This window comes from Streptomyces beigongshangae (assembly GCF_019710745.1).
GTDB lineage: Bacteria > Actinomycetota > Actinomycetes > Streptomycetales > Streptomycetaceae > Streptomyces > Streptomyces beigongshangae.
In genome coordinates this window covers 47,351-66,642 of the sequence record NZ_JAHKJW010000014.1, presented here as the reverse complement: position 1 = coordinate 66,642, position 19,292 = coordinate 47,351, and the positions used below count along the sequence as shown (strand labels likewise).

19 protein-coding genes, 1 other RNA gene and 2 pseudogenes are annotated in these 19,292 nt (G+C 72.3%); 16 read left to right on the top strand and 6 right to left on the bottom strand.

Translation table 11 applies throughout. From position 1 onward, the window contains the following. Positions 1-32: 32 nt before the first annotated feature. The 12 genes from KM933_RS13475 (at position 33) to ddaH (ending at position 10,365) form a co-directional block, all read left to right on the top strand. Positions 33-971: a dihydrodipicolinate synthase family protein gene (locus tag KM933_RS13475; protein ID WP_221351687.1), complete on the top strand. Its 939-nt coding sequence runs from the start codon at positions 33-35 to the stop codon at positions 969-971. Continuing rightward, a complete protein-coding gene (locus tag KM933_RS13470) occupies positions 968-1,357 on the top strand; it encodes an L-rhamnose mutarotase (protein ID WP_221351685.1) in 390 nt (129 codons plus the stop codon). Before KM933_RS13475 ends, KM933_RS13470 begins: the two co-directional genes overlap by 4 nt. After that, positions 1,354-2,388 (top strand): beta/alpha barrel domain-containing protein, encoded by a 1,035-nt coding sequence (locus tag KM933_RS40260; RefSeq protein ID WP_221351683.1) that lies wholly within the window; start codon positions 1,354-1,356, stop codon positions 2,386-2,388. Before KM933_RS13470 ends, KM933_RS40260 begins: the two co-directional genes overlap by 4 nt. Further along, a complete protein-coding gene (locus KM933_RS13460; RefSeq protein WP_221351680.1) occupies positions 2,375-3,148 on the top strand; it encodes an HAD family hydrolase in 774 nt (257 codons plus the stop codon). Before KM933_RS40260 ends, KM933_RS13460 begins: the two co-directional genes overlap by 14 nt. A 28-nt stretch (positions 3,149-3,176) precedes the next feature. Beyond that, a complete protein-coding gene (locus KM933_RS13455) occupies positions 3,177-3,947 on the top strand; it encodes an SDR family oxidoreductase (protein WP_221351678.1) in 771 nt (256 codons plus the stop codon). Between the two features lie 9 nt (positions 3,948-3,956). Then, complete coding sequence (locus KM933_RS13450) at positions 3,957-4,667, top strand: SDR family oxidoreductase (protein ID WP_221351676.1); 711 nt, start codon at positions 3,957-3,959, stop codon at positions 4,665-4,667. Positions 4,668-4,723: 56 nt separating this feature from the next. Then, positions 4,724-5,674 (top strand): hypothetical protein, encoded by a 951-nt coding sequence (locus KM933_RS13445; protein WP_221351674.1) that lies wholly within the window; start codon positions 4,724-4,726, stop codon positions 5,672-5,674. A 58-nt stretch (positions 5,675-5,732) separates the two neighbouring features. Further along, a complete protein-coding gene (locus tag KM933_RS13440; protein ID WP_221351672.1) occupies positions 5,733-7,007 on the top strand; it encodes an ATP-grasp domain-containing protein in 1,275 nt (424 codons plus the stop codon). After that, a complete protein-coding gene (locus tag KM933_RS13435) occupies positions 6,994-7,992 on the top strand; it encodes an EamA/RhaT family transporter (RefSeq protein ID WP_221351670.1) in 999 nt (332 codons plus the stop codon). Before KM933_RS13440 ends, KM933_RS13435 begins: the two co-directional genes overlap by 14 nt. Before the next feature lie 79 nt (positions 7,993-8,071). Continuing rightward, entirely contained in the window at positions 8,072-8,794 is a 723-nt protein-coding gene (locus tag KM933_RS13430; RefSeq protein ID WP_221351669.1) for an SDR family oxidoreductase, read from the top strand. Between the two features lie 44 nt (positions 8,795-8,838). Continuing rightward, positions 8,839-9,423, top strand: coding sequence for a cupin (locus tag KM933_RS13425; RefSeq protein WP_221351667.1), 585 nt, complete (start codon positions 8,839-8,841; stop codon positions 9,421-9,423). Between the two features lie 105 nt (positions 9,424-9,528). Then, the gene (gene ddaH, locus KM933_RS13420; RefSeq protein ID WP_221351665.1) at positions 9,529-10,365 is read left to right on the top strand and encodes a dimethylargininase; all 837 of its coding nucleotides are present in this window, start codon (positions 9,529-9,531) and stop codon (positions 10,363-10,365) included. Here the strand turns inward: ddaH and KM933_RS13415 are convergent. From KM933_RS13415 to rnpB, 3 genes are all read right to left on the bottom strand, one after another. Continuing rightward, positions 10,334-10,924: a helix-turn-helix domain-containing protein gene (locus KM933_RS13415; protein ID WP_221351663.1), complete on the bottom strand. Its 591-nt coding sequence runs from the start codon at positions 10,922-10,924 to the stop codon at positions 10,334-10,336. The genes ddaH and KM933_RS13415 overlap by 32 nt on opposite strands. A gap of 221 nt (positions 10,925-11,145) precedes the next feature. Beyond that, positions 11,146-11,784 (bottom strand): helix-turn-helix transcriptional regulator, encoded by a 639-nt coding sequence (locus KM933_RS13410; protein ID WP_221351661.1) that lies wholly within the window; start codon positions 11,782-11,784, stop codon positions 11,146-11,148. A 609-nt stretch (positions 11,785-12,393) separates the two neighbouring features. Next, positions 12,394-12,798, bottom strand: an RNA gene (gene rnpB / locus KM933_RS13405) — RNase P RNA component class A. A gap of 138 nt (positions 12,799-12,936) precedes the next feature. Here rnpB and yaaA point away from each other — a divergent pair. Next, complete coding sequence (gene yaaA / locus KM933_RS13400) at positions 12,937-13,716, top strand: peroxide stress protein YaaA (RefSeq protein WP_221351659.1); 780 nt, start codon at positions 12,937-12,939, stop codon at positions 13,714-13,716. Between the two features lie 90 nt (positions 13,717-13,806). After that, on the top strand, positions 13,807-14,454 hold the full coding sequence (eda, locus tag KM933_RS13395) for a bifunctional 4-hydroxy-2-oxoglutarate aldolase/2-dehydro-3-deoxy-phosphogluconate aldolase (protein ID WP_221351882.1): 648 nt from the start codon (positions 13,807-13,809) through the stop codon (positions 14,452-14,454). A 68-nt stretch (positions 14,455-14,522) separates the two neighbouring features. On the opposite strand, the pseudogene KM933_RS13390 reads toward eda, so the two are convergent. The 3 genes and pseudogenes from KM933_RS13390 to KM933_RS13380 all read right to left on the bottom strand — a co-directional run. Beyond that, positions 14,523-15,191: pseudogene (locus KM933_RS13390) on the bottom strand (histidine phosphatase family protein); the annotation flags it as partial. 131 nt (positions 15,192-15,322) lie between these two features. After that, positions 15,323-16,066, bottom strand: a complete 744-nt coding sequence (locus KM933_RS13385; protein ID WP_221351880.1) for a zinc ribbon domain-containing protein — start codon at positions 16,064-16,066, stop codon at positions 15,323-15,325. After that, positions 16,063-16,902: a Nif3-like dinuclear metal center hexameric protein gene (locus KM933_RS13380; protein WP_221351657.1), complete on the bottom strand. Its 840-nt coding sequence runs from the start codon at positions 16,900-16,902 to the stop codon at positions 16,063-16,065. The genes KM933_RS13385 and KM933_RS13380 overlap by 4 nt, the downstream gene beginning before the upstream one ends. A gap of 219 nt (positions 16,903-17,121) precedes the next feature. On the opposite strand from KM933_RS13380, the pseudogene KM933_RS13375 reads away from it, so the two are divergent. Then, a pseudogene (locus KM933_RS13375) lies at positions 17,122-18,459 on the top strand (hypothetical protein); the annotation flags it as partial. Positions 18,460-19,060: 601 nt separating this feature from the next. Continuing rightward, positions 19,061-19,237, top strand: coding sequence for a hypothetical protein (locus tag KM933_RS13370; protein WP_221351902.1), 177 nt, complete (start codon positions 19,061-19,063; stop codon positions 19,235-19,237). Positions 19,238-19,292: the final 55 nt, after the last annotated feature.

Genomic DNA, 19,292 nt, shown 5'->3' with positions numbered 1-19,292 from the left:
CAAGGGCGGCACGAGATGAAGGGAGAGCAGCGATGAGTCAGCAACCGCCCGACGGGACCAGGGAGATCAAGGGGGTGCTGCCGGTCGTCATCATGCCGTTCACCGACGGCGGCGCCCTCGACGAGGAGGACTTCCTCGCCCAGACGGAGCACATGTTCGACGTCGGCTGCGACGGGTTCGTGGTCGGCCAGGTCTCCGAGGTGCTGCGGCTGACGCACACCGAGCGGCTGCGCGTCGCCGAGCTGAGCGCGAAGGCCGCCGCCGGACGCGGTGTGTCGGTGATGAGCACCGGCGCCGAGACACCCGAGGCGGCGATCGAGTACAGCCGGCACGCCGAGTCCGCCGGGGTGGACGCCCTGCTGGTCATGCACCCGGCCACGATCCCGCTGGACGAGAACGGGATGGTGGAGTACTTCACCCGGGTCGTGGAGTCGGTCCGGATCCCCGTGATCGTCCACCACGCCAAGAGCCTGGCCAAGCAGCCCCTGACCATCGCCGCCCAGGCCCGGATGCTGGAGCGGTACGGCCCCGACCGGGTGCTGTTCAAGCCCGAGGCCCAGCCCTCGCCGCCCAGGGTCAGCGAGCTGCGCGACGCCACCGGCGGCCGGGCCCGCATCTTCGAGGGCGACGGCGGCATGATGCTCCTCGACTGTCACCGGCGGGGTCTGACCGGGACGATCCCCGCCACCGAGATCGCCGAGATCGTGGTGACCCTGTGGCGGCTGCTGGAGGCCGGCGAGCGGGAGAAGGCCGAACGGATCGGCTACCCGCTGTCGTACCTCATGTGCCACATGATGAACAGCACCGACTACTACCTGTCGATCGCCAAGCGTTTCCTGAAGGAACGCGGCCTGATCAAGACCACCCATGTCCGTGGTCCGAGCCGCCACGTCCTCGACGACGAGTCCTGGACCGAGGTTCACCGCACGTACCAGCACCTCCTCACCCTTGCCAAGGAGCTCGCGCCATGAAGAACCACGCCTTCACCATCCGCCTCCGGGACGAGGCCGCCGCGGAGAAGTACATCGCGCTCCACCGGGAGGTGTGGCCCGAGGTCGTCGGACCGGGCGGCGCCCTGGAGACGATCGGCGTCCGCAAGCTGCAGATCTTCTACATCGACCCGCTCACGCTCTTCATGTACGTCGAGGCCGAGGACCACTTCGAGCCCGTCCACGACTTCCTGCGCGCCAACGACCTGCACCCCCGGGTCCAGGAGTGGGACGACATGATGCACGACGGCGAGGGCAGCCTCCTGGTCCGGCACCCGGGCAACGACGGCCGCCTCAACTGGGCGCCGATGCAGCGCATCCACCACGTCGACTTCACCGACACCCTGCCCGACCTGGAGGACAAGTGAGCACGGTGGACCGCACCGACGTCACCGTCCTGGACTGCACGCTGCGGGACGGCGGTTACTACACGAACTGGGAGTTCGAGGAACCCCTCGTCGAGGAGTACCTCAGGGCCTGCGCGGCGACCGGCGTGGACATCGTCGAGCTGGGCTACACCCGGTTCGCCCCGAGCGACCACGGCCCGTACGGCAGGTTCCCCTCGGGTGTCACGCCCGCGCTGCGCGACGCCCTGCCCGACGGCCACCGGCTGCGCTTCGCCGTCATGGTGGACGCGACCGCGCTGGCCGGGGTACCGGCGGCCGAGGCCGGCCCGCGGCTGCGCGGGCTGCTGGCCGACGGACCGTTCCCGGTCGACCTGGTCCGCGTGGCCGTCCACCACAACAGGACGGCCGACGTCGCCGAGAGCGTCGCCTCCCTGCGCGAGGCCGGCTTCGGGGTCTGTCTGAACCTGATGCAGGTGGACCTGGCGAGCGACGCCGAAGTGGCGGACCTGGTCCGCCTGGTGGCCGGCCTGGGCCCGCTGGAGTCGGTGTACGTCGCCGACTCCCTGGGTTCCCTGCACGCCGGCCGGATCACCGAACTGGTCGACCGGTTCAGGACCGGCCAGGGCGCCCCCGTGGGCCTGCACGGCCACGACAACCAGGGCTTCGCGCTGCACAACACCCTCGCCGCCGCCCAGGCGGGCGCCACCTGGCTGGACGCCACCGTCCTCGGCATGGGCCGGGGCGCCGGCAACACCAGGACCGAACAGCTCCTGGCGGCGCTCGGCACGGACCAGCGGACGCTGCAGCCGATGCTGGACCTGGTGGCCCGGCGCTTCGAACCGCTGATGCACAAGCACCGCTGGGGCGCCAGCGCGCTCTACGCGATCGCGGGCATGCGCCGGATCCACCCGACCTACGTCCAGCGTCTGGAGGAGGGTTCGGAGCGCGACATCGAGGTCAAACTGCGCGCGCTGGACTTCCTCGCCCAGCACCGCAGGACGTCGTTCGCCGCGACGTCACTGGAGGACGCGCTCCGCCATGCCGCTGCCTGACCACACCGGCGCACGCCTCGAACAGACGCTCGCCACTCACCGTCTCGTCGTGTTCGACCTCGACGGTGTGCTCGTGGATTCCAACGAGCTGAAGGTGGAGTGCCTGGAGGAGGCGCTGGCGGAGTTCGGACCGGAACTCGTGGACCCCTGCCTCCACGAGTTCCGCCGGACCTTCGGCCGTTCCCGCCGTGAGCACTTCCTCGCCTTCCACCGGGACCACCTGGGTGGAGAACGCGCCACGGGGATGGACTTTGAGACGTTCTACCAGCTCCACGCGGGCGCGTACGCCGAGCTGCTCGCCGAGCGCTACCCCAAGGCTCCGCTGTGTCCCGGCGCCGACCGGCTGGTGCGCGGCCTGGCCGCGCGCGGCCTGCCGCTGTACGTGGCCACCGGCACCCTGACCGCCGAGGCGGAACGGGTCCTGGAGGGACACGGGCTGGCCGGGGAGTTCCGGGCCGTGCTCGGCGGCGAGGAACCGAAGGCACGTCGGTTGTCCACGGCGCTCGCGGTCGTGGGCGCCGCCCCCGGCGAGGCGGTCCTGCTCGGCGACTCGCGCCAGGACCTCCTCGCCGCCCGGGCGGTCGGCATGGACTTCGTGCTCGTCACCGGGCACGGGTTCTTCCCGCCCGCCCAGGTGCTCGACGGCGCCGACACCCGAAGCTGCCTGGTCGCGGCCGGATTGGACCCCCACGGTTTGCTGACCTCGGCCGGGACGTACGAGGGTCTGCCGGGTGCCGGCCCCAGCCCCGTGCACCCCTGAACCGACCGCGAACACGGAAAGCCCCACCATGACACTCCAGAACGGCAACCAGGCCGCCCCGGCGGGCCACGAGCCCCGTGCCCGGCGCGTGGTCATCACCGGAGCCGCCCGGGACTTCGGCCGGACACTCGCCCTCTTCTTCGCCCGGCGCGGTGACGAGGTCCTGCTCTCGGCCCGGAACCTGGCGGCGGTCGAGCACGTCGCCGCCGAGATCCGCGGCCTCGGGTTCGACAAGGTGCACGCCCTGCGTTGCGACCTGGCGGACCCGGCGTCGGTACGCGCCTTCGCCGACGGGATCGCCACGGTGACCGACCACATCGACGTGCTGGTCAACAACGGGGCGAGCTGGCTGCCCGGCGAGGACCTCGCCTCCGCCGCCGACGAGGACATCGCCGCCACGGTCGCCTCGACCGTGACCGGCACCGTCCTCGTCACCAAGCACCTGCTGCCACTGCTGCTCAAGTCCGACCGGCCCGACGTGGTCAACCTGATCTCGTCGGCCGGGCTCACCGGCAACCACCGTACCCAGGCCCACGCCGCGTTCTACGCGGCCAAGCACGGGCAGGCCGGCCTCGCCGACCTCCTCTCCCCGCAGCTGCGACCGCAGGGCGTGCGCGTCATCTCGCTGTACCCGCCCGACTTCAGCAACCCCGACCCCCTGGGCCCGGAGTGGGACACGGCACCCCGCGGGGCGGGTGACCAGCTCACCGCCCACTCCCTCGTGGAGTGCGTCATGTTCGCCGTCGACCAGCCACGGGACTGCTTCATCAAGGCGTTCCACTTCGAGCAGACCAGCTGAGAGAGCACCATGGGAACCATCGACACCTCCGCGCCCGTCGTGGTCTCCGGCGTGAGCCGGGGCCTCGGCGCCGCACTGGCCCGGCGCTTCGCCGCACTGGGCCACCCCGTCGCCGGCTGCGGCCGCGACCGCGAGGCCCTGGACCGGCTCCGCGCCGACCTCGGCGAGCGCCACCTGATCACCGCCACCGACGTCACCGACGCCGACGCCGTGGAGCGGTGGGCCGACCAGACCGTGACGCGTCTCGGCGCGCCCGCCCTGGTCGTCGCCAACGCCGGGTACATCAGTCCCCAGGCCCCGGTGTGGGAGGTCGGCCCGGCCGACTTCCGCGCCACCCTCGACGTCAACGTCCTCGGTGTCTACACCCTGGCCCGCTCCTTCCTGCCCCGCATGGCGACCGGCGGCACCTTCGTCGCCGTCTCCTCGGGCTGGGGCCGCAACCCGCGCGGCGGGCTGGCCGCCTACACCGCGAGCAAGTTCGCCGTGGAGGGCTTCACCCGGGCCGTCGCCCAGGAGGCCGCGGAGCTGCTGCCGGGCGTCACCGCCGTCGCCGTCGACCCGGGCGGCGGCGTGGACACCGCCATGCTCGCCACCTGTCTGCCGGACGAGCACACCGAGTACCCGGACCCGGACACCTGGGCCCGGGTGGCGGCCGACTATCTGCTGCACCAGGCACCGAAGGAGCCCAACGGGGCTTCGCTGACCGTCCCTTCGCCGTAGGGCCGACCGCGGCCCGGCAGGCGATCCGCACGAGGACCAACCCGAAGGAGACGACCGTGTCCGAAGCCGGCACCGTGGCGGCCAACCGGTGGGCCAGCAAGTCGCGTCAGCACGAGGCCGTCGCGGCGGCCGACCCGGAACTCGCCTTCGACCTGCGTGTCCTCACCGGCCCGGCGGAGCTGGCCGCCCACCTGGCGGCCCGCCGGGACCGTACGGTCGTCCTGCGGCCGGAGGTCTCCGACGACACCGGCTCCGCCGTGCTGGTCCGGCCCGGTGCCGCACCGCCGGAGACCGAGATCCGGCGGCTGTGGGACCGGTGCGGCCGGATCGTCGCCCACGACCATGTGCCCGGCACACCGTGCTTCGTCAACGGAGTCGTCCTCGACGGCGTGCTCCACCTCACCGACGTCTGGCGGTGCTTCTCGCTGGAGGAAGGCCCCAGGTCGCTGCTGACCAGCGTGGTGAACCTCGCACCCGGCTCACCGCGGCAGCGGGAACTGGCACGGCGGCTGTCGCCCGTGGTGAAGGGCGTGGGCCTGACCTCGGGGCCCGTCACGTTCGAGGTGGTCACGGACGCCGGCGGGACGGTGAAGGTGGTCAAGTTCGCGGCCCGGGCCGCGGGCCACCCCCTGCCGCACCTCTGCTCCCTGCTCGGCCTGCCCGACCAGGCGGCCGTGCTCGCCGACGGCTCCCGGGCACTGGCCGCACGGCCCGGTGAGCCGGGCTTCGTCGCCGACTACGCCTTCATCGCGCGCGAGGGCGGCCGGCTGGTCCGCTTCGAACGGCTGGACGAGATCCGGGCGTTGCGCTCCTACGCCGGTGACATCTTCCTGCCAACTCCGGGCGAGACGATCGCTCCGACCACCGGTGAGGGCGGCGCGGGCGCCATCCTGTTGAGGCACCAGGACGAGGACATCCTCCTCGCCGACGTCGAGTTCTGCCAGAAACGCAACCGGGAGGGCGTCTTCTCCGTCACCGCCGACGCCCTGCCACCCCTCACCCGGTGACCTCCCGCCCCCTCGTCCGACGAGCATGTCCCTTCACGTATTCGACAGGAACGCCCAGATGTCAGCACGCCGCAGAGTCGCCATAGTCGACGCCTACTCCTCCGGGCGCCGGCTCGCCCCCCTGTTCCGGGAACGCGGCTTCGCCTGCGTCCACATCCGCAGCACACCGGTGGTGCCCGCGGTGTACGCGCCGTCCTTCGTCCCCGGCGACTTCGACGCCGAGATCGTCCACGACGGTGACCCGGAGAAGACCGCGGCCCGCGTCGCCGAGCACGAGCCGGTGGCGCTGATAGCCGGCATCGAGAGCGGGGTGGAACTGGCCGACACCCTGAGCGAGACCTGCGGTCTGCGGACCAACGGCTCACGGCTCAGCTCGGCCCGCCGGGACAAGCACCGCATGATGGAGACGGTCCGCGAGGCCGGACTGCGGGCGGCCCGCCAGTTCCTCACCGCCGACGAGGACGCCCTGCTCGCCTGGTACGACACCACGATCCGGGCCGCGGCGGGTGACGGCCGGCCCGCCCGGGTGGTGCTCAAGCCGGTCAAGAGCGCCGGCAACGACGGGGTGTTCTTCTGCGACGACGCGGACGAGCTGCGCTCGGCGTTCCGCTCCCTGCTCGGCACCGACAGCGCGCTCGCCATCCGCAACGACGAAGTCCTGGCCCAGGAGTACCTGTTCGGCGGCGAGTACTACGTCAACACCGTCAGCCTCGACGGCGTGCACCAGGTCTGCGACATCTGGAAGACCAGCCACATCAACGCCAACGGCGTGCGCGACCTGCTCGACGGTGCCTGGCTGCTGGACCGGCACGGGCCGCTCCAGGAGAAGCTGACCCGGTACGCGTTCTCCGTCCTGGACGTCCTCGGCATCCGGCACGGTCCCGCGCACACCGAGCTGAAGCTGACCCCCGACGGGCCCTGTCTGATCGAGACCGGCGCCCGGCTGTGCGGCGGCGACCTGCCCTGGCTGGTGCGCAAGGCGGTCGGGGAGAGCCAGCTGGACTGGACGGCCGACGCCTACACCGACCCGGAGCGGTTCCGGGCCCGGGCCGGCGAACCGTACGCCGTCCGCGAGTACGTCTCCTCGATGTCGCTGATCGCGCCGCGCTCCGGCACCCTGCTCGGCTACCCCAGGCTGGAGGAGGTCAAGGCGCTGGAGAGCTTCCACGAGGCGAAGGTCTCCGTGAACGCGGGCCAGGAGATCCGGCGCAGCGTGACCGATTTCACCGTGCCGATGCTGGTCGACCTGGCGCACCCGGTGCAGGACGTGGTGCTGCGCGACTACGCGACCGTGCGCTACCTGGACGGGGAAGGGTTCTATGACATCGCCTGACCCGGCCGGGCGGGCCCGGCGGATCGGCGCGCTCGCCGGACCGCTGCTGGTGCTCAGCTACTGCGTGGCCAACGCGGCCAAGTCCGTGGTCGAGGGCCGGCTGGTACAGGACATCAGCCCCGAGTTCTACGCGTTCAACGCCTTCTGCGTGACCCAGGTGCTCTGTCTGGCGCTGTGCCGGGACCACCGGGCGCTGCTGGAGTCCGTCCGCCGCTGCCTGCCGGACGTCCTCGCGTACAACGTGACGACGACCCTGAGCTGGGTGGCGGTGCTCTACGCGTTGCGCGTGTTCGAGCCGGCGGTGACCAACTCCCTGATCGTGGGCATGGTGCCGGTCCTGACCATCGTGATCGGCGGCCGGCTCCGTCCGCAGTCCCGTCCCTCCCGGACGGAGGTGCTGTCCTCGCTGGGTGTGCTGGCCGCCATGGGCTACCTCGCCGTCATGACGTTCGGGGGTTCCTCGGGCACCGGTTCCGTCTCCTCCGGCGGGTTCGCGCTCGGCGTGGTGAGCTGTGCGGTGACGGCGGCGGCGGTGGCGGGCAACACCTTCTACACCAAGCGCCTGGGCGAGGCGGGGATGGCGCCGGGGCAGATGATGGCCTGCCGGTTCCCGCTGCTGCTCGTCTCCACCCTCGTGCTCTTCCTGGTCCGCGACAGTGCCGCCGCCTACTCCCCCGCCCACGTCGCCCTGTTCGCGGCGCTCGGCCTGGGCGTGGCCGGCACCCTGCTGCTGCTCCAGGTGGGCATCACCCGCACCGAGCCGATGACGGTGTCCCTGCTGTTCGGCAGCAACCTGATCCTGACGTTCGGCATCCAGTTCTTCGACCCGCGCATCGACCAGTCCGCGCACAGCCTGGTCGGGGTGCTGCTGCTGACCGGTTTCATCCTCTGGGGCAGCCTCGCCGGGGTCCGCCGGGCCGCCTCGGCGGACCGGGCACCCCGGGCGCCGGCGGCCCTCCCCGACAGCTCCCCGCACCGCGGCTGACCCGGGGCCACCGCCGCCCCGCGCCGACCGCCCTCCGCACGAGCGGACCACCGCTCGCGATCTGAAAGGCATCACCGCAATGGAGAACCTCCGCGTCGTCATCACCGGTGCCGCCCGGGACTTCGGGCGCACCCTGGCCATCGTCTTCGCCCGGCAGGGCGCCGAGGTGTTCCTCTCCGCACGCAGCCTGGAGGGCGCCCGCCGCACCGAGCGGGAGATCCGTGATCTCGGCCACGACCGGGTGCACGCCTTCGCCTGCGACATCACCGACCCGGCGTCCGTACGCGCCTTCGCGGACGGCGTCCGGGAGAAGGCCGGCGCTGTCGACGTGCTCCTCAACAACGGGGCCAACTGGCTGGAGAGCGAGGACCTGACCACCGCGGACGACGCCGACATCCTCGCCACCACCGCGTCCGCCGGCGGCACCGTCCTGATGGTCAAGCACTTCCTGCCGCTGCTGCGCGCCTCGCAGCGGCCCGACATCGTCACCCTGGTGTCGGCCGCCGCGACGCCGAACTACACCGGCTGCGTGGGCCACGAGGCGTTCTACGCGGCCAAGGGCGGCCAGGCCGCGTTCACCGGCATCCTGTCCAAGCGGCTGCGCGCGGAGGGCATCCGTGTCATCTCCCTGTTCCCGCCGGACTTCGACAACACCGACCCGCTGTCGCCCGCCTGGGAAAGCGCCTCGCGCACCCCGAAGGACGCCCTGACCGCGCAGTCCCTCGCGGACTGCGTCACCTTCGCCGTCAACCAGCCCCGGGACTGCTTCCTCAGCCAGCTGCACTTCGAGCCCGGCCACTGACCCGGACGTCCGCCGTACGTCCGCACCCCCGAAAGGCGACTCCCATGACACTGCTCCAGGTCCTGCCCTCCACGGGCGAGGCCGAGCCGCTGCTCAGCACCCAGGACCCCGACCGGATCGCGGCCCTGCTCGGGGCGCACGGCGCCCGGTTCGAACGGTGGCCCCTCAAGGAGCTGCCGGCCGGCTTCGGCGACGACGACGTGCTCGGCCTGTACCGGGCGGAGGCGGACCGGTTCTCCGCCGAGACCGGCCTGGGGCACGTCGAGGTGGTCCGGATGGCGCCGGACGACTCCGACCCGCGGTGGGCCGCCGAGGCCCGCGCCTCCCGTGACCGCTACTTCAACGAGCACACCCACGGCTCGGACGAGGTCTGGTTCTTCGCCCGGGGCCGGTGCGGCTTCTACCTGCGGCTGGCCGGCGACGACACCGTCCACGTGCTGGTCGCCGAGGCGGGCGACCTGGTGTGCACGCCCTCCGGCGTACGGCACTGGTTCGACATGGGGCAGACGCCCGACTTCGCCGCCCTGCACGTCTACGCCGCCGAGACCGACTGGGACGAGGCCTTCACCGGCGACCCGATCGCGTCCCGGTTCCCGCACATGGAGGCGCTGCTGGCCACGGCTCGCTGACCCGCGAGCGCCGCGCCCCGGCTCCCTCCCCCTCTCGCCGGGGTGCCCGGCACCACCGTGCCGCGCACCCCGGGTCAGTCCTGTTCACCCCGAATCTGGAGCGACATGACGCCCATCACCGCGCCCACCACCTCCGAGCGCGTCTTCCGTCCCCGCCGTTACCTCATGTGCCGACCCGTCCACTTCGAGGTGTCGTACTCCATCAACCCCTGGATGGACCCCGCCAAACCGGTCGACGCCGAGCTGGCCGTCGCCCAGTGGGAGCGGCTGTACGCCCTGTACCGCGAACTCGGCCACACCGTCGACCTGATCGACCCGCTGCCGGGGCTGCCCGACATGGTCTACGCGGCCAACGGCGCCACCGTGGTGGACGGCAAGGTCCTCGGCGCCCGGTTCCGCAACGCGGAGCGAGCCGCCGAGGGCCCGGCCTATCTGGAGTGGTTCCGGTCCCACGGCTTCACCGAGACCCACGACCCGGAGCACATCAACGAGGGCGAGGGCGACTTCCTCGTCACCGACAGCTGGATACTGGCCGGCCGCGGCTTCCGCAGCACCGCCGAGGGCCATCAGGAGGCGCAGGAGTTCTTCGGCCGCCCGGTCATCGGACTGGAGCTGACCGACCCGCGCTACTACCATCTCGACACCGCGCTGACCGTGCTGGACGGCGACGAGATCATGTACAACCCCGAGGCGTTCGCCCCGGGCAGCCGGGAGGTGCTGCGCCGGCTGTTCCCGGACGCCGTGCCGGTCGGGCCCGGGGAAGCCGCGGTCTTCGGTCTCAACGCCGTCAGCGACGGCCTGCACGTGGTGCTGCCCGAGGCCGCCCAGCGGCTGAGCGATCAGCTCCGGGAGCGGGGTTTCGAGCCCATCGGCATCGACCTGTCCGAGCTGCTCAAGGGCGGCGGCAGCGTCAAGTGCTGCACGCTGGAGATACGCGGCTGACGATGTCCGCGGGGACGGGTCTGTCCGCTACGCGCGTCAACCGCCGTGGCAGCAGGCCCGTCTCGATCGCCCGGGCGCCGGCCTGGAACCGGGAGCTGGTGCCCAGCAGCGCCATGACGTCGGCGACGTAGCGCCGGTAGGTGCGCACGGACATGGAGAGCTTGCGGGCCGCGACGTCGTCGATGAGCCCTTCCTGGAGACAGCCGAGGACCCGGCTCAACTCCTCGGCCAGGGCGTGTTCCCTGAAGCGCAGATGCGGGTCCAGTACCGTCGCGGTCGGCCAGATGGTGTCGAAGAGCGCGCGCAGGTTCGTCGCCACGGGCGTGCTGTGGATGAGTGCCGGGTCGCCCGGGGAGTTCGACACCAGTGTCGACCGCGTGTCGGCGACGACCGCGGTGAGTCCCGGGAGTGCGGCGAGCCGCACCTCGACCCCGTCCGGGAACAGCGCGTCGACCGCGCACCGGGTCCGGGTGACCGGTGGGACGAGCGCCCGCACGGTGACGTCCGCGGGCAGCGTCGGGGCGACCCGGCCGAAGGCGGCGACGACGGCGGTGGTCACCTCGGAATGTTCGCCGATTATCAGGCGGAGGGAATCGGAAGCCTGGGACATTATGTTTTCGACTGCCTCTCCCAGGGCTTCCCGGTTTAAGGGAAGCTGGGTGACGAGCGAATCGTTCGTCGTCTGGCTACGCCGTTGTTCGGCCAATGATTCCACCAGACCTCGGACCTCGAGCAGATCTTGCTCAAGGATTTTTGTGGTCGGCATCACGTTTATTCCTTTCACAGCACGTCGAACATCTGCATCTCGGCCGCTCGGGTGCCACCGGAAAAACGCGAACCGACCCCCAGCGACTCCAGGATTCTGGCGACGTGCCGACGGTACGTGCGTAAGGACAGGCCCAGTTCACGGGCCGCGACCGCGTCCGTGGAGCCGGCGTACAGCCGGGCCAGCACCTCGCGCGCGGTGTCGGTGGTGAGGTAGGCGTCCAGCAGGAGGTGGTCGCGCCAGGGCAGCGAGGCATCCCAGGCCCCCATGAAGAGCGAGGCCAGCACGCGGACCGCGGCCCGGTCGCGGACCAGCAGCCCGCCCGTGCTGTCGCCCGGCGCGTGGACCAGCGCCTCCGCGACGTCCCTCACCAGGGACTCGGCGAGCGGGCGGCCGGTCACCCGCAGTTCCGCGAGTTCGGCCGCCCCGGAGCCGGCCGACAGCTCCCGCAGCGCCGAGGCGGACCCGAGCACGCGGACGGTGATCCGGCCCGGACCGGTCCTGGTCCGGGTCTCCAGGTCGCCCAGCACGGTGCGTACGGCCGCCAGCTGCCCGCTCCGGCCGGACAGCGAGATCAGCACGGTACGCCGGGCCCGGGCCACCAGGTCCGTCAGGGTGGCGCCGGTCGCCTCCTGCCGCCGGTCGGCGGACAACTGAACGAAACGCGGCGCGGGAAGAGAACGGAATTCCAGAAGGGCGGAATCAATGAGGTTCCGCGCTTCCAGCAGTGCGTGTTCCACGGGGTCGCGAGTGAATTGTGTACTGCCTGTTTCGGTCTGATCCCGATTGATGTCGACCTCCAGGTTCTCCCTGCTTGAAAATTTACCCACCCGAGGCAGACCCAGCAAGGGATCCTTAAGTGCGAAGCGCGCCGTTTGACCAGACGTGAATCCTTATGTCCATCACTCTTTGTCGTCGCTTGATCATTGAGTGTCTCATTCTGATCGATCGGTGGCGCAACGTGGACGCTGGGTGATCTGCTCGATTTTCGCGCCTTATGTATGCAGAGAACCGCGAAATGGGCCACCGGGTGACCGGGAAGCGAATTCAAACATCCGGAGCCGAATCCGCCCGGCGGACTGCCGTCACATCCCGGGGCCGGACGGGGCGTCCGGCCGGCCGGGGCGGCGCGGGCCACTGGCGGTCATCGGCCGACATCCGGGGATGCAGCCGGTTCCGGGGACCGAGGCGGTGTTCGCGGCGGTGGGCGACGGGCCCGATCCGCTCCGGTGGCGGCGACCGTGGGTACCCGCGGATGGCGGCAGACGAGTCGGGCTGTACGCCGGGTTCTGTCGCCCGGCTGCCTCGCGGCGGCCGGGGAGACGGCCATCCATCTAGGGCCGGCGTTGCCGCCGGCCTCGTGCGGTCCACCCGCGGACTCGGGCGGGCAGCCCTCGAACGTCCGCGCAGAGCACGTTTTACGGCGCTCCTTTTGACCTTGCTCCGGGTGGGGTTTACCTAGCTGCCCAGGTCACCCTGGGCACTGGTGGTCTCTTACACCACCGTTTCACCCTTACCCGGGACCGAGGTCCCGGGCGGTCTGTTTTCTGTGGCACTGTCCCGCGGGTCACCCCGGGTGGCCGTTAGCCACCACCCTGCCCTGTGGAGCCCGGACGTTCCTCGGGAAGCACCCCGAAGGGGCTCCACGCGGCCGTCCGCCCGGCTCGTCTGCCGTGCCGACCATGCTACCGGGCGTCGGGCCCACGGAGTGGCAGGGGTGGCACGAGGCGGCCCCGTAGGCTGGCGGGTGCTCTTCGTGCGTACGTGCCGAGGGCCCCGTACCGAAAGCTCCAGGGAGAACCGCCGTGCTCGTGTTGCTGCCGCCGTCCGAAGGAAAGGCTCCCTCCGGGCGGGGCGTGCCGCTGAAGCCGGAGTCGCTGTCGCTGCCGGGGCTCGCCGGGGCGCGGCAGGCGGTCCTGGACGAGCTGGTCGAGCTGTGCGCGGCCGACGAGGAGAAGGCGCGCGAGGTGCTGGGCCTGAGCGAGGGGCTGCGCGGCGAGGTCGCCAAGAACACGGAGCTGCGGACCGCGGGGGCACGGCCCGCCGGGGAGATCTACACGGGTGTGCTGTACGACGCCCTGGACCTGGCCTCGCTCGACACCGCGGGCAAGCGGCGGGCGGCGCGGTCGCTGCTCGTCTTCTCCGGGCTCTGGGGCGCGGTCCGGGTGACGGACCGGATTCCCTCGTACCGCTGCTCGATGGGTGTGAAGTTGCCGGGCCTCGGGGCGCTGGGCTCGCACTGGCGGGCCCCGATGGCCGCCGTGCTGCCCGAGGCGGCGGGGAGCGGGCTCGTACTGGACCTGCGCTCCTCGGCGTACGCGGCCGCGTGGAGGCCGAAGGGGGAGGTCGCGGGGCGGACGGCGAGCGTACGGGTGCTGCACGCGCCGACCCGGAAGGTCGTCAGCCACTTCAACAAGGCGACCAAGGGGCGGATCGTGCGCAGCCTCCTGGAGTCCGGGGCCGCGCCTGCGGGTCCGGCCGAACTGGTGGAGGCGCTGCGGGACCTGGGGTACGCGGTGGAGGCGGCGCCGGGCGGGGCGGGCAGGGTGTGGATGCTGGACGTGCTCGTGGACGAGGTGCACTGAGTGGTTCGCCTGCGGCGCCGGACAGCTCATTACGTTGCAGTGTGCGCAACGGCCTTTGCGCAGGGTGTGTGGTGCGTGCAGGATGAGCGCATGGTCCCGTCCTCGTCCTCCTCGCCGCTGCCCTCCTCCGTGCTCGAACTCGCGCCCGTCGTGCCCGTGGTCGTCGTCGAGGACGTCTCCGATGCCGTTCCGCTGGCGCGGGCGCTCGTCGCGGGCGGGCTGCCCGCGATCGAGGTGACCCTGCGGACACCGGCCGCGCTCGACGCGATACGGGCGATCGCGGACGAGGTGCCGGAAGCGGTGGTCGGGGCGGGCACGGTCATCTCGGCCGGCCAGGTGGCGGACTCCGTGGCCGCCGGGGCGCGTTTCCTCGTCAGTCCCGGATGGACGGACGCGCTGCTCGACGCGATGAAGGGGTCCGGGGTGCCGTTCCTGCCCGGGGTGTCGACGACGTCGGAGGTCGTGGCGCTGCTGGAGCGGGGCGTCACCGACATGAAGTTCTTCCCGGCGGAGGCGGCCGGCGGCACGGCGTACCTGAAGTCGCTGGGCGGGCCGCTGCCGCAGGCCCGTTTCTGCCCGACGGGGGGTATCGGTCCCGCCGCCGCGCCGGAGTACCTGGCGCTGCCCAACGTGCTCTGCGTGGGCGGGAGTTGGATGCTGCCCGCGGACGCGATCCGGGAACACGACTGGGCGCGGGTGGAGAAGCTTGCACGCGAGGCGGCAGGGCTGGCCCCCTGAAAAGGGGCGCGGGGAACTGCGCGACCGGCCCTCACCGGCCCGCGGCCGACGACACAGCTCAGCGCAGTTCAGTCCAGCTCGGCTAGCGCAGCCCAGCGCAGCGCGGACGTGTCGTTCAGGAGCCGCACGCTCGCGTTCCCGTCCCCGTAGTACGCCACCTCCGACAGCGACGCCGCCGACAGTTCCATGCGGAACAGGGACTCGGGCGGGGCGCCCAGGGCCAGCCGTACGAGGGTCTTGATCGGCGTGACGTGCGAGACGACGAGCACGGTCCGGGCCGGGTGGGCCGCGAGCAGACCGTCGCGGGCCGCGGCCACGCGGCGGGCGACCGCGGCGAAGCTCTCGCCACCGCCGGTGGGCTGCGCGTCGGGTGACGCCAGCCAGGCGTTCATGTCGGCCGGGTGGCGTTCGCGGACCTCGGCGAAGGTGAGGCCCTCCCAGGCGCCGAAGTCCGTCTCGCGGAGGCCGTCCTCCGTCCGCACGGCCAGTCCCAGTCGGGCGGCCACGATGCCGGCGGTCTCACGGCAGCGGGCCAGGGGGGAGGAGACCACGGCCTGTACGCTCCCGCGCGCGGCCAGTGCGTGGGCGACGCGCTCGGCCTGGTGGCGGCCGGTGTCCGACAGGCTGGGGTCGCGGCCGTCGTGTCCGCCGCTTCCCGAGAACCGCTTCTGCGGGGTCAGGGGGGTCTCGCCGTGCCGGAGGAGGACGAAGGTGGTGGGGGTGCCCAGATCGGGGGGTGGCTCGGTCATGTGGTGGGCTGCCCGGGGGTGGAGGTCGTAGGTCGGCCGACTGCCCGTCGTGGCCGGGCGCGCAGTTCCCCGCGCCCTTTGCGGGGCCCGGGGCCCGGGTCGGCCCGGGCCCCGGAGGACTACAGGCCCGAGTCCGACGTGCGGATCAGGATGCGGCGGCAGTTCTCGCAGCGCAGGACCGCGTCCGGGGCCGCCGCCTTCACGTCGTTGATCTCGGTGATGTTGAGCTCCAGGCGGCAGCCCTCGCAGCGGCGCTGGTAGAGGCGGGCCGCGCCGACGCCGCCCTGCTGCTCGCGGAGCTTCTCGTAGAGCTTCAGGAGGTCGGCGGGCACCGAGCCCGCGACGACCTCGCGCTCCTTGGCCAGCGTCGCGCTCTCGCCGTCGAAGGACTCGAACGCCGCGTCCCGGCGGGACGTCGCGTCGTCGATCTTCGACTGGACGGAGGAGACCCGGCCGGTCAGCTCGGCGACCCGCTCCTGCGCGGACTCGCGGCGCTCCATGATCTCCAGGACGACGTCCTCCAGGTCGCCCTGCCGCTTGGCCAGCGAGGTGATCTCGCGCTGGAGGTTCTCCAGGTCCTTGGGGGACGTGACGGCCCCGGAGTCCAGCCGCTGCTGGTCGCGGGAGGCGCGCTGGCGCACCTGGTCGACGTCCTGCTCCGCCTTGGTCTGCTCGCGGGAGCAGTCGCTCTCCTCCGTCTGCGCGGCGACGAGCAGGTCCCGCAGCTGCGTGAGGTCCTTGGTCAGCGACTCGATCTCGGCGTGCTCCGGCAGCGACCGCCGCTTGTGCGCGAGCTGCTGGAGGCGGGCGTCGAGGGACTGGACGTCGAGGAGTCGGATCTGGTCGGCGGGCGCGGCGTTCAGTTGGGGGCTCCAGGTGAAGGGGCGTGGGAGTTCCACGGGTCGGTGACCGTCCTCGAGACGTGGACCCGCAGGCCCCAGCCGTGACGGTCGGAGATCTCGTCGAGCTGGGCTGCGGCCAGCTCGCACCAGGGCCACTCGGTGGCCCAGTGCGCCGCGTCGAGCAGCGCGAGGGGGCTCTGGGCGCGGGCTTCCGACACCGGGTGGTGGCGCAGGTCCGCGGTGAGGAAGGCGTCCACGCCGGCGGCGCGTACGTCGGCGAAGAGGCTGTCGCCGGAGCCGCCGCTGACCGCGACGGTCCGCACGAGCGCCTCGGGGTCGCCCGCGACGCGGATGCCCTGCGCGGTGGCGGGCAGCCGCTCGGCGGCGCGGGCGGCGAACTCGCGGACGGTCAGCGGGTGGTCCGGTTCACAGACACGGCCGAGGCCGCGACGGCCCTCGGGGTCGGCGGGATCCGGCACGAGGGGCCGCAGGACCCGCAGGTCCAGCGCGCCCGCGAGGGCGTCACTCACCCCCGGATCGGCGCGGTCCGCGTTCGTGTGGGCGACGTGCAGGGCGATGTCGTTCCTGATGAGCGTGTGCACGACGCGGCCCTTGAAGGTCGAGGCCGCCACCGTCGTCGTACCGCGCAGGTAGAGCGGGTGGTGGGTGACCAGCAGGTCCGCGCCCAGCTTCACCGCCTCGTCCACGATCTCCTGGACCGGGTCGACGGCGAACAGGACACGGGTGACCTCCTGGTCGGGGTCTCCGCAGACCGTCCCGACCGCGTCCCATGCCTCCGCGCTCCCGGGGGGCCAGAGGGCGTCGAGCGCGGCGATTGCTTCAGACAGACGGGGCACGCACAAAAGGCTACCTGCCTCGGGGGTCCGTCCGACCGGCCGCTCCGGTGATCACCTGGCCGGGCGTCCCTCCTCGCCCTTCCCCGTCCCGCTCAGCACATCCGCCTCCGTTCCCTCAGGCGAACCGGGAAGTGGCCACTCTTATGTGTGAAGGGGCTAGCTGCGGGTCCCACGTCTGTGCGTGCGAAAACTACTTTCGACGCCGGAGGTGACCGAACCATGGCGGCCTGTGCGATCGAGTCCGCGGCGGCGTCCGGAAACGGGGACAGGAAGACAAGGGACAGGAAGACAAGGGACAGGGAGAGGGAGGGGAACGGGGTCGGAAGCGGGGACGGGAGCGGGTCCGTCGCACGGGCAGGGTGCGTGATCAGCTTCGACGGGTCCTACGCGGCCCGGCTGGCCCGCGGCGGCGCGTCCTGGTTCCCGGAACGCTGGACGCTGGACGGCCCCGAGCCCTACGCCGTGCCGCTGCCCGGCAGCCAGCCCGAAGAACCCGGCACGGAGGTGCTGCCGATGGCGGACGGGCGGGTGCTCGTCCACCGGCTCGCCGACGGTCGGCACATGTTCTCGCTGCTGTATCCGACGGGACATCCGACGGGGCCCGGGACGGGCGAGGTACCGCTCGGCGCGGTCGAATGCCCCGATCCCGGAACGGAGCTGTGGCTGCTGCCGCCCGCTCCTGGCGGCACGCGCGCGTACGCCCTCGCCGTGGGACCCGGTTCGACGGCCGTGTGGCTGGTGGCGGGCGGTGCCTTCGGGCCCGAGCACCTCGCGGAGGTGCCGGGCCGCTGCTCGGGCGGGGTGTGGCTGGGCGGCGGGGACCGGCTGCTCGCACTGGACCGGAAGGTGCCACGGGGCAGGACCAAGACGGTGGTGGTCGATCTGGAACGCGGGGGCGAGGTGTCGCCGCTGCTGCAGATCGCCGAGGACAGCGACGACCGGCTGCTGCTGGCCGACGCCGACAGCGGGCTGCTCCTGGTCCGCTCGGACGCGCCCTCACCGGGGCGGGAGCGGCTCGGCTGGGGCGTGCTGGGGAGCACGCTTCCGGTCCGGTTCCCGGAGTGCCTCCAGCCGGCCGGCTGCACGGTCACTCCGTTCGCGATCCAGCCGGGGCTGGTGCTGACGCCGGAGAGCTGCGCGGTCGCTCTGCGGATCGACGGTGCCTCGGGCAGCTGGCTCGGGATGTGGCGTCCGGCGGAACGCCGGCTCCATCAGCTTCGCGCCCCGGAGGGGTGGTTGACCGGTTCCGGCCGGTGGACCAGGGACGGGGTCCTTCGACTGCCGTACGCGACGGAGGCGGTGCCGTGCGGCATGGCACTGGTCGAGGCACCCGTGAGGACGGACACGGAGGTCAAGGGTGCGGAGGTGGGAAGCGCGGAGGTGACGGGCACGGGGGTAATGGGTGCGGGGGTGGTGGACGCGGGAGCGGTGGACGCGGACCCCGGGGGTCCGGATCGTACGGTCGAGGTGTCGGGGGACATGTCGCGGAGGCCGTCCGCGGCAGGTCCTCAGGACCCGGCGTCGCCCGGTCCCGTGCCGCTCCAACAGGCCCCGCTCCGGCAGGCCCCGCCCTGTCCGGACCCGCTCCAACGGGCCCCGGCCCACCTGGTTCCGCCTCGCCGGAGTCCGCTGACGAGCCGGATGGTCGCGAGCGCCTTCGCGGGGCGGCGGGCAGCGCAGTCGACGATGGGGCGAGGGCTGGAGCAGGGGCAGGGACGAGGGCGAGGGCTCGGGGAGGGGACGGAGGGGAGTCCCTCCCCGGGCCCGGAGGAGAACCCTTCGTCAGGCACGGAAAAGCGTCCCCCTCCGGGCGGGAACGCCTTCCAGGACGGAGGGTCGGGGAACCTGCCGCCGACGGCCCCAGACCCGGGCGGGGGTTCGGTCGAGGGCCGGGCCGACGTAAGCCCGCCACCCCCTCGCCCTCCTTACCCTCCTTCCCCCACCGCCCCCGAACCCGCCCGGCCGTTGCGTGTCGAGCAGGTCAGTGACCGGGCTCCGGCGGGCTTTCGTGCGTTGCGGGTGGGTGCCGGAGGCGCCCCTCCCGCACCCCCCTCGAAGTGACCGCCGAGTAGCCCCGCCCACCCCTCCGGACGGTCATGGCCGACCGTTAGAATCTCCGGCGCTGTATCGAAGGATCTTGTGACGGGGTGGATTGCAGATGAGTGACACGAACACCATGGAGATGACGGCCACCGAAGTGCGGGGGGCGTCGGCGCAGGTCGGCGACGACGGTGGCCACGGCCGGCACCGGGGGCCCGTCTCCGCCCAGGAGGACGGGGCGATCCCCCGCGGGCGGCACCGCAGGCCGGCCGAGCAGGGCGACATGACGGCCTGACCACAGCTCGGGCCCGCGACACGGCACGGCCCCGCCCGGTACTCCTCGGGCGGGG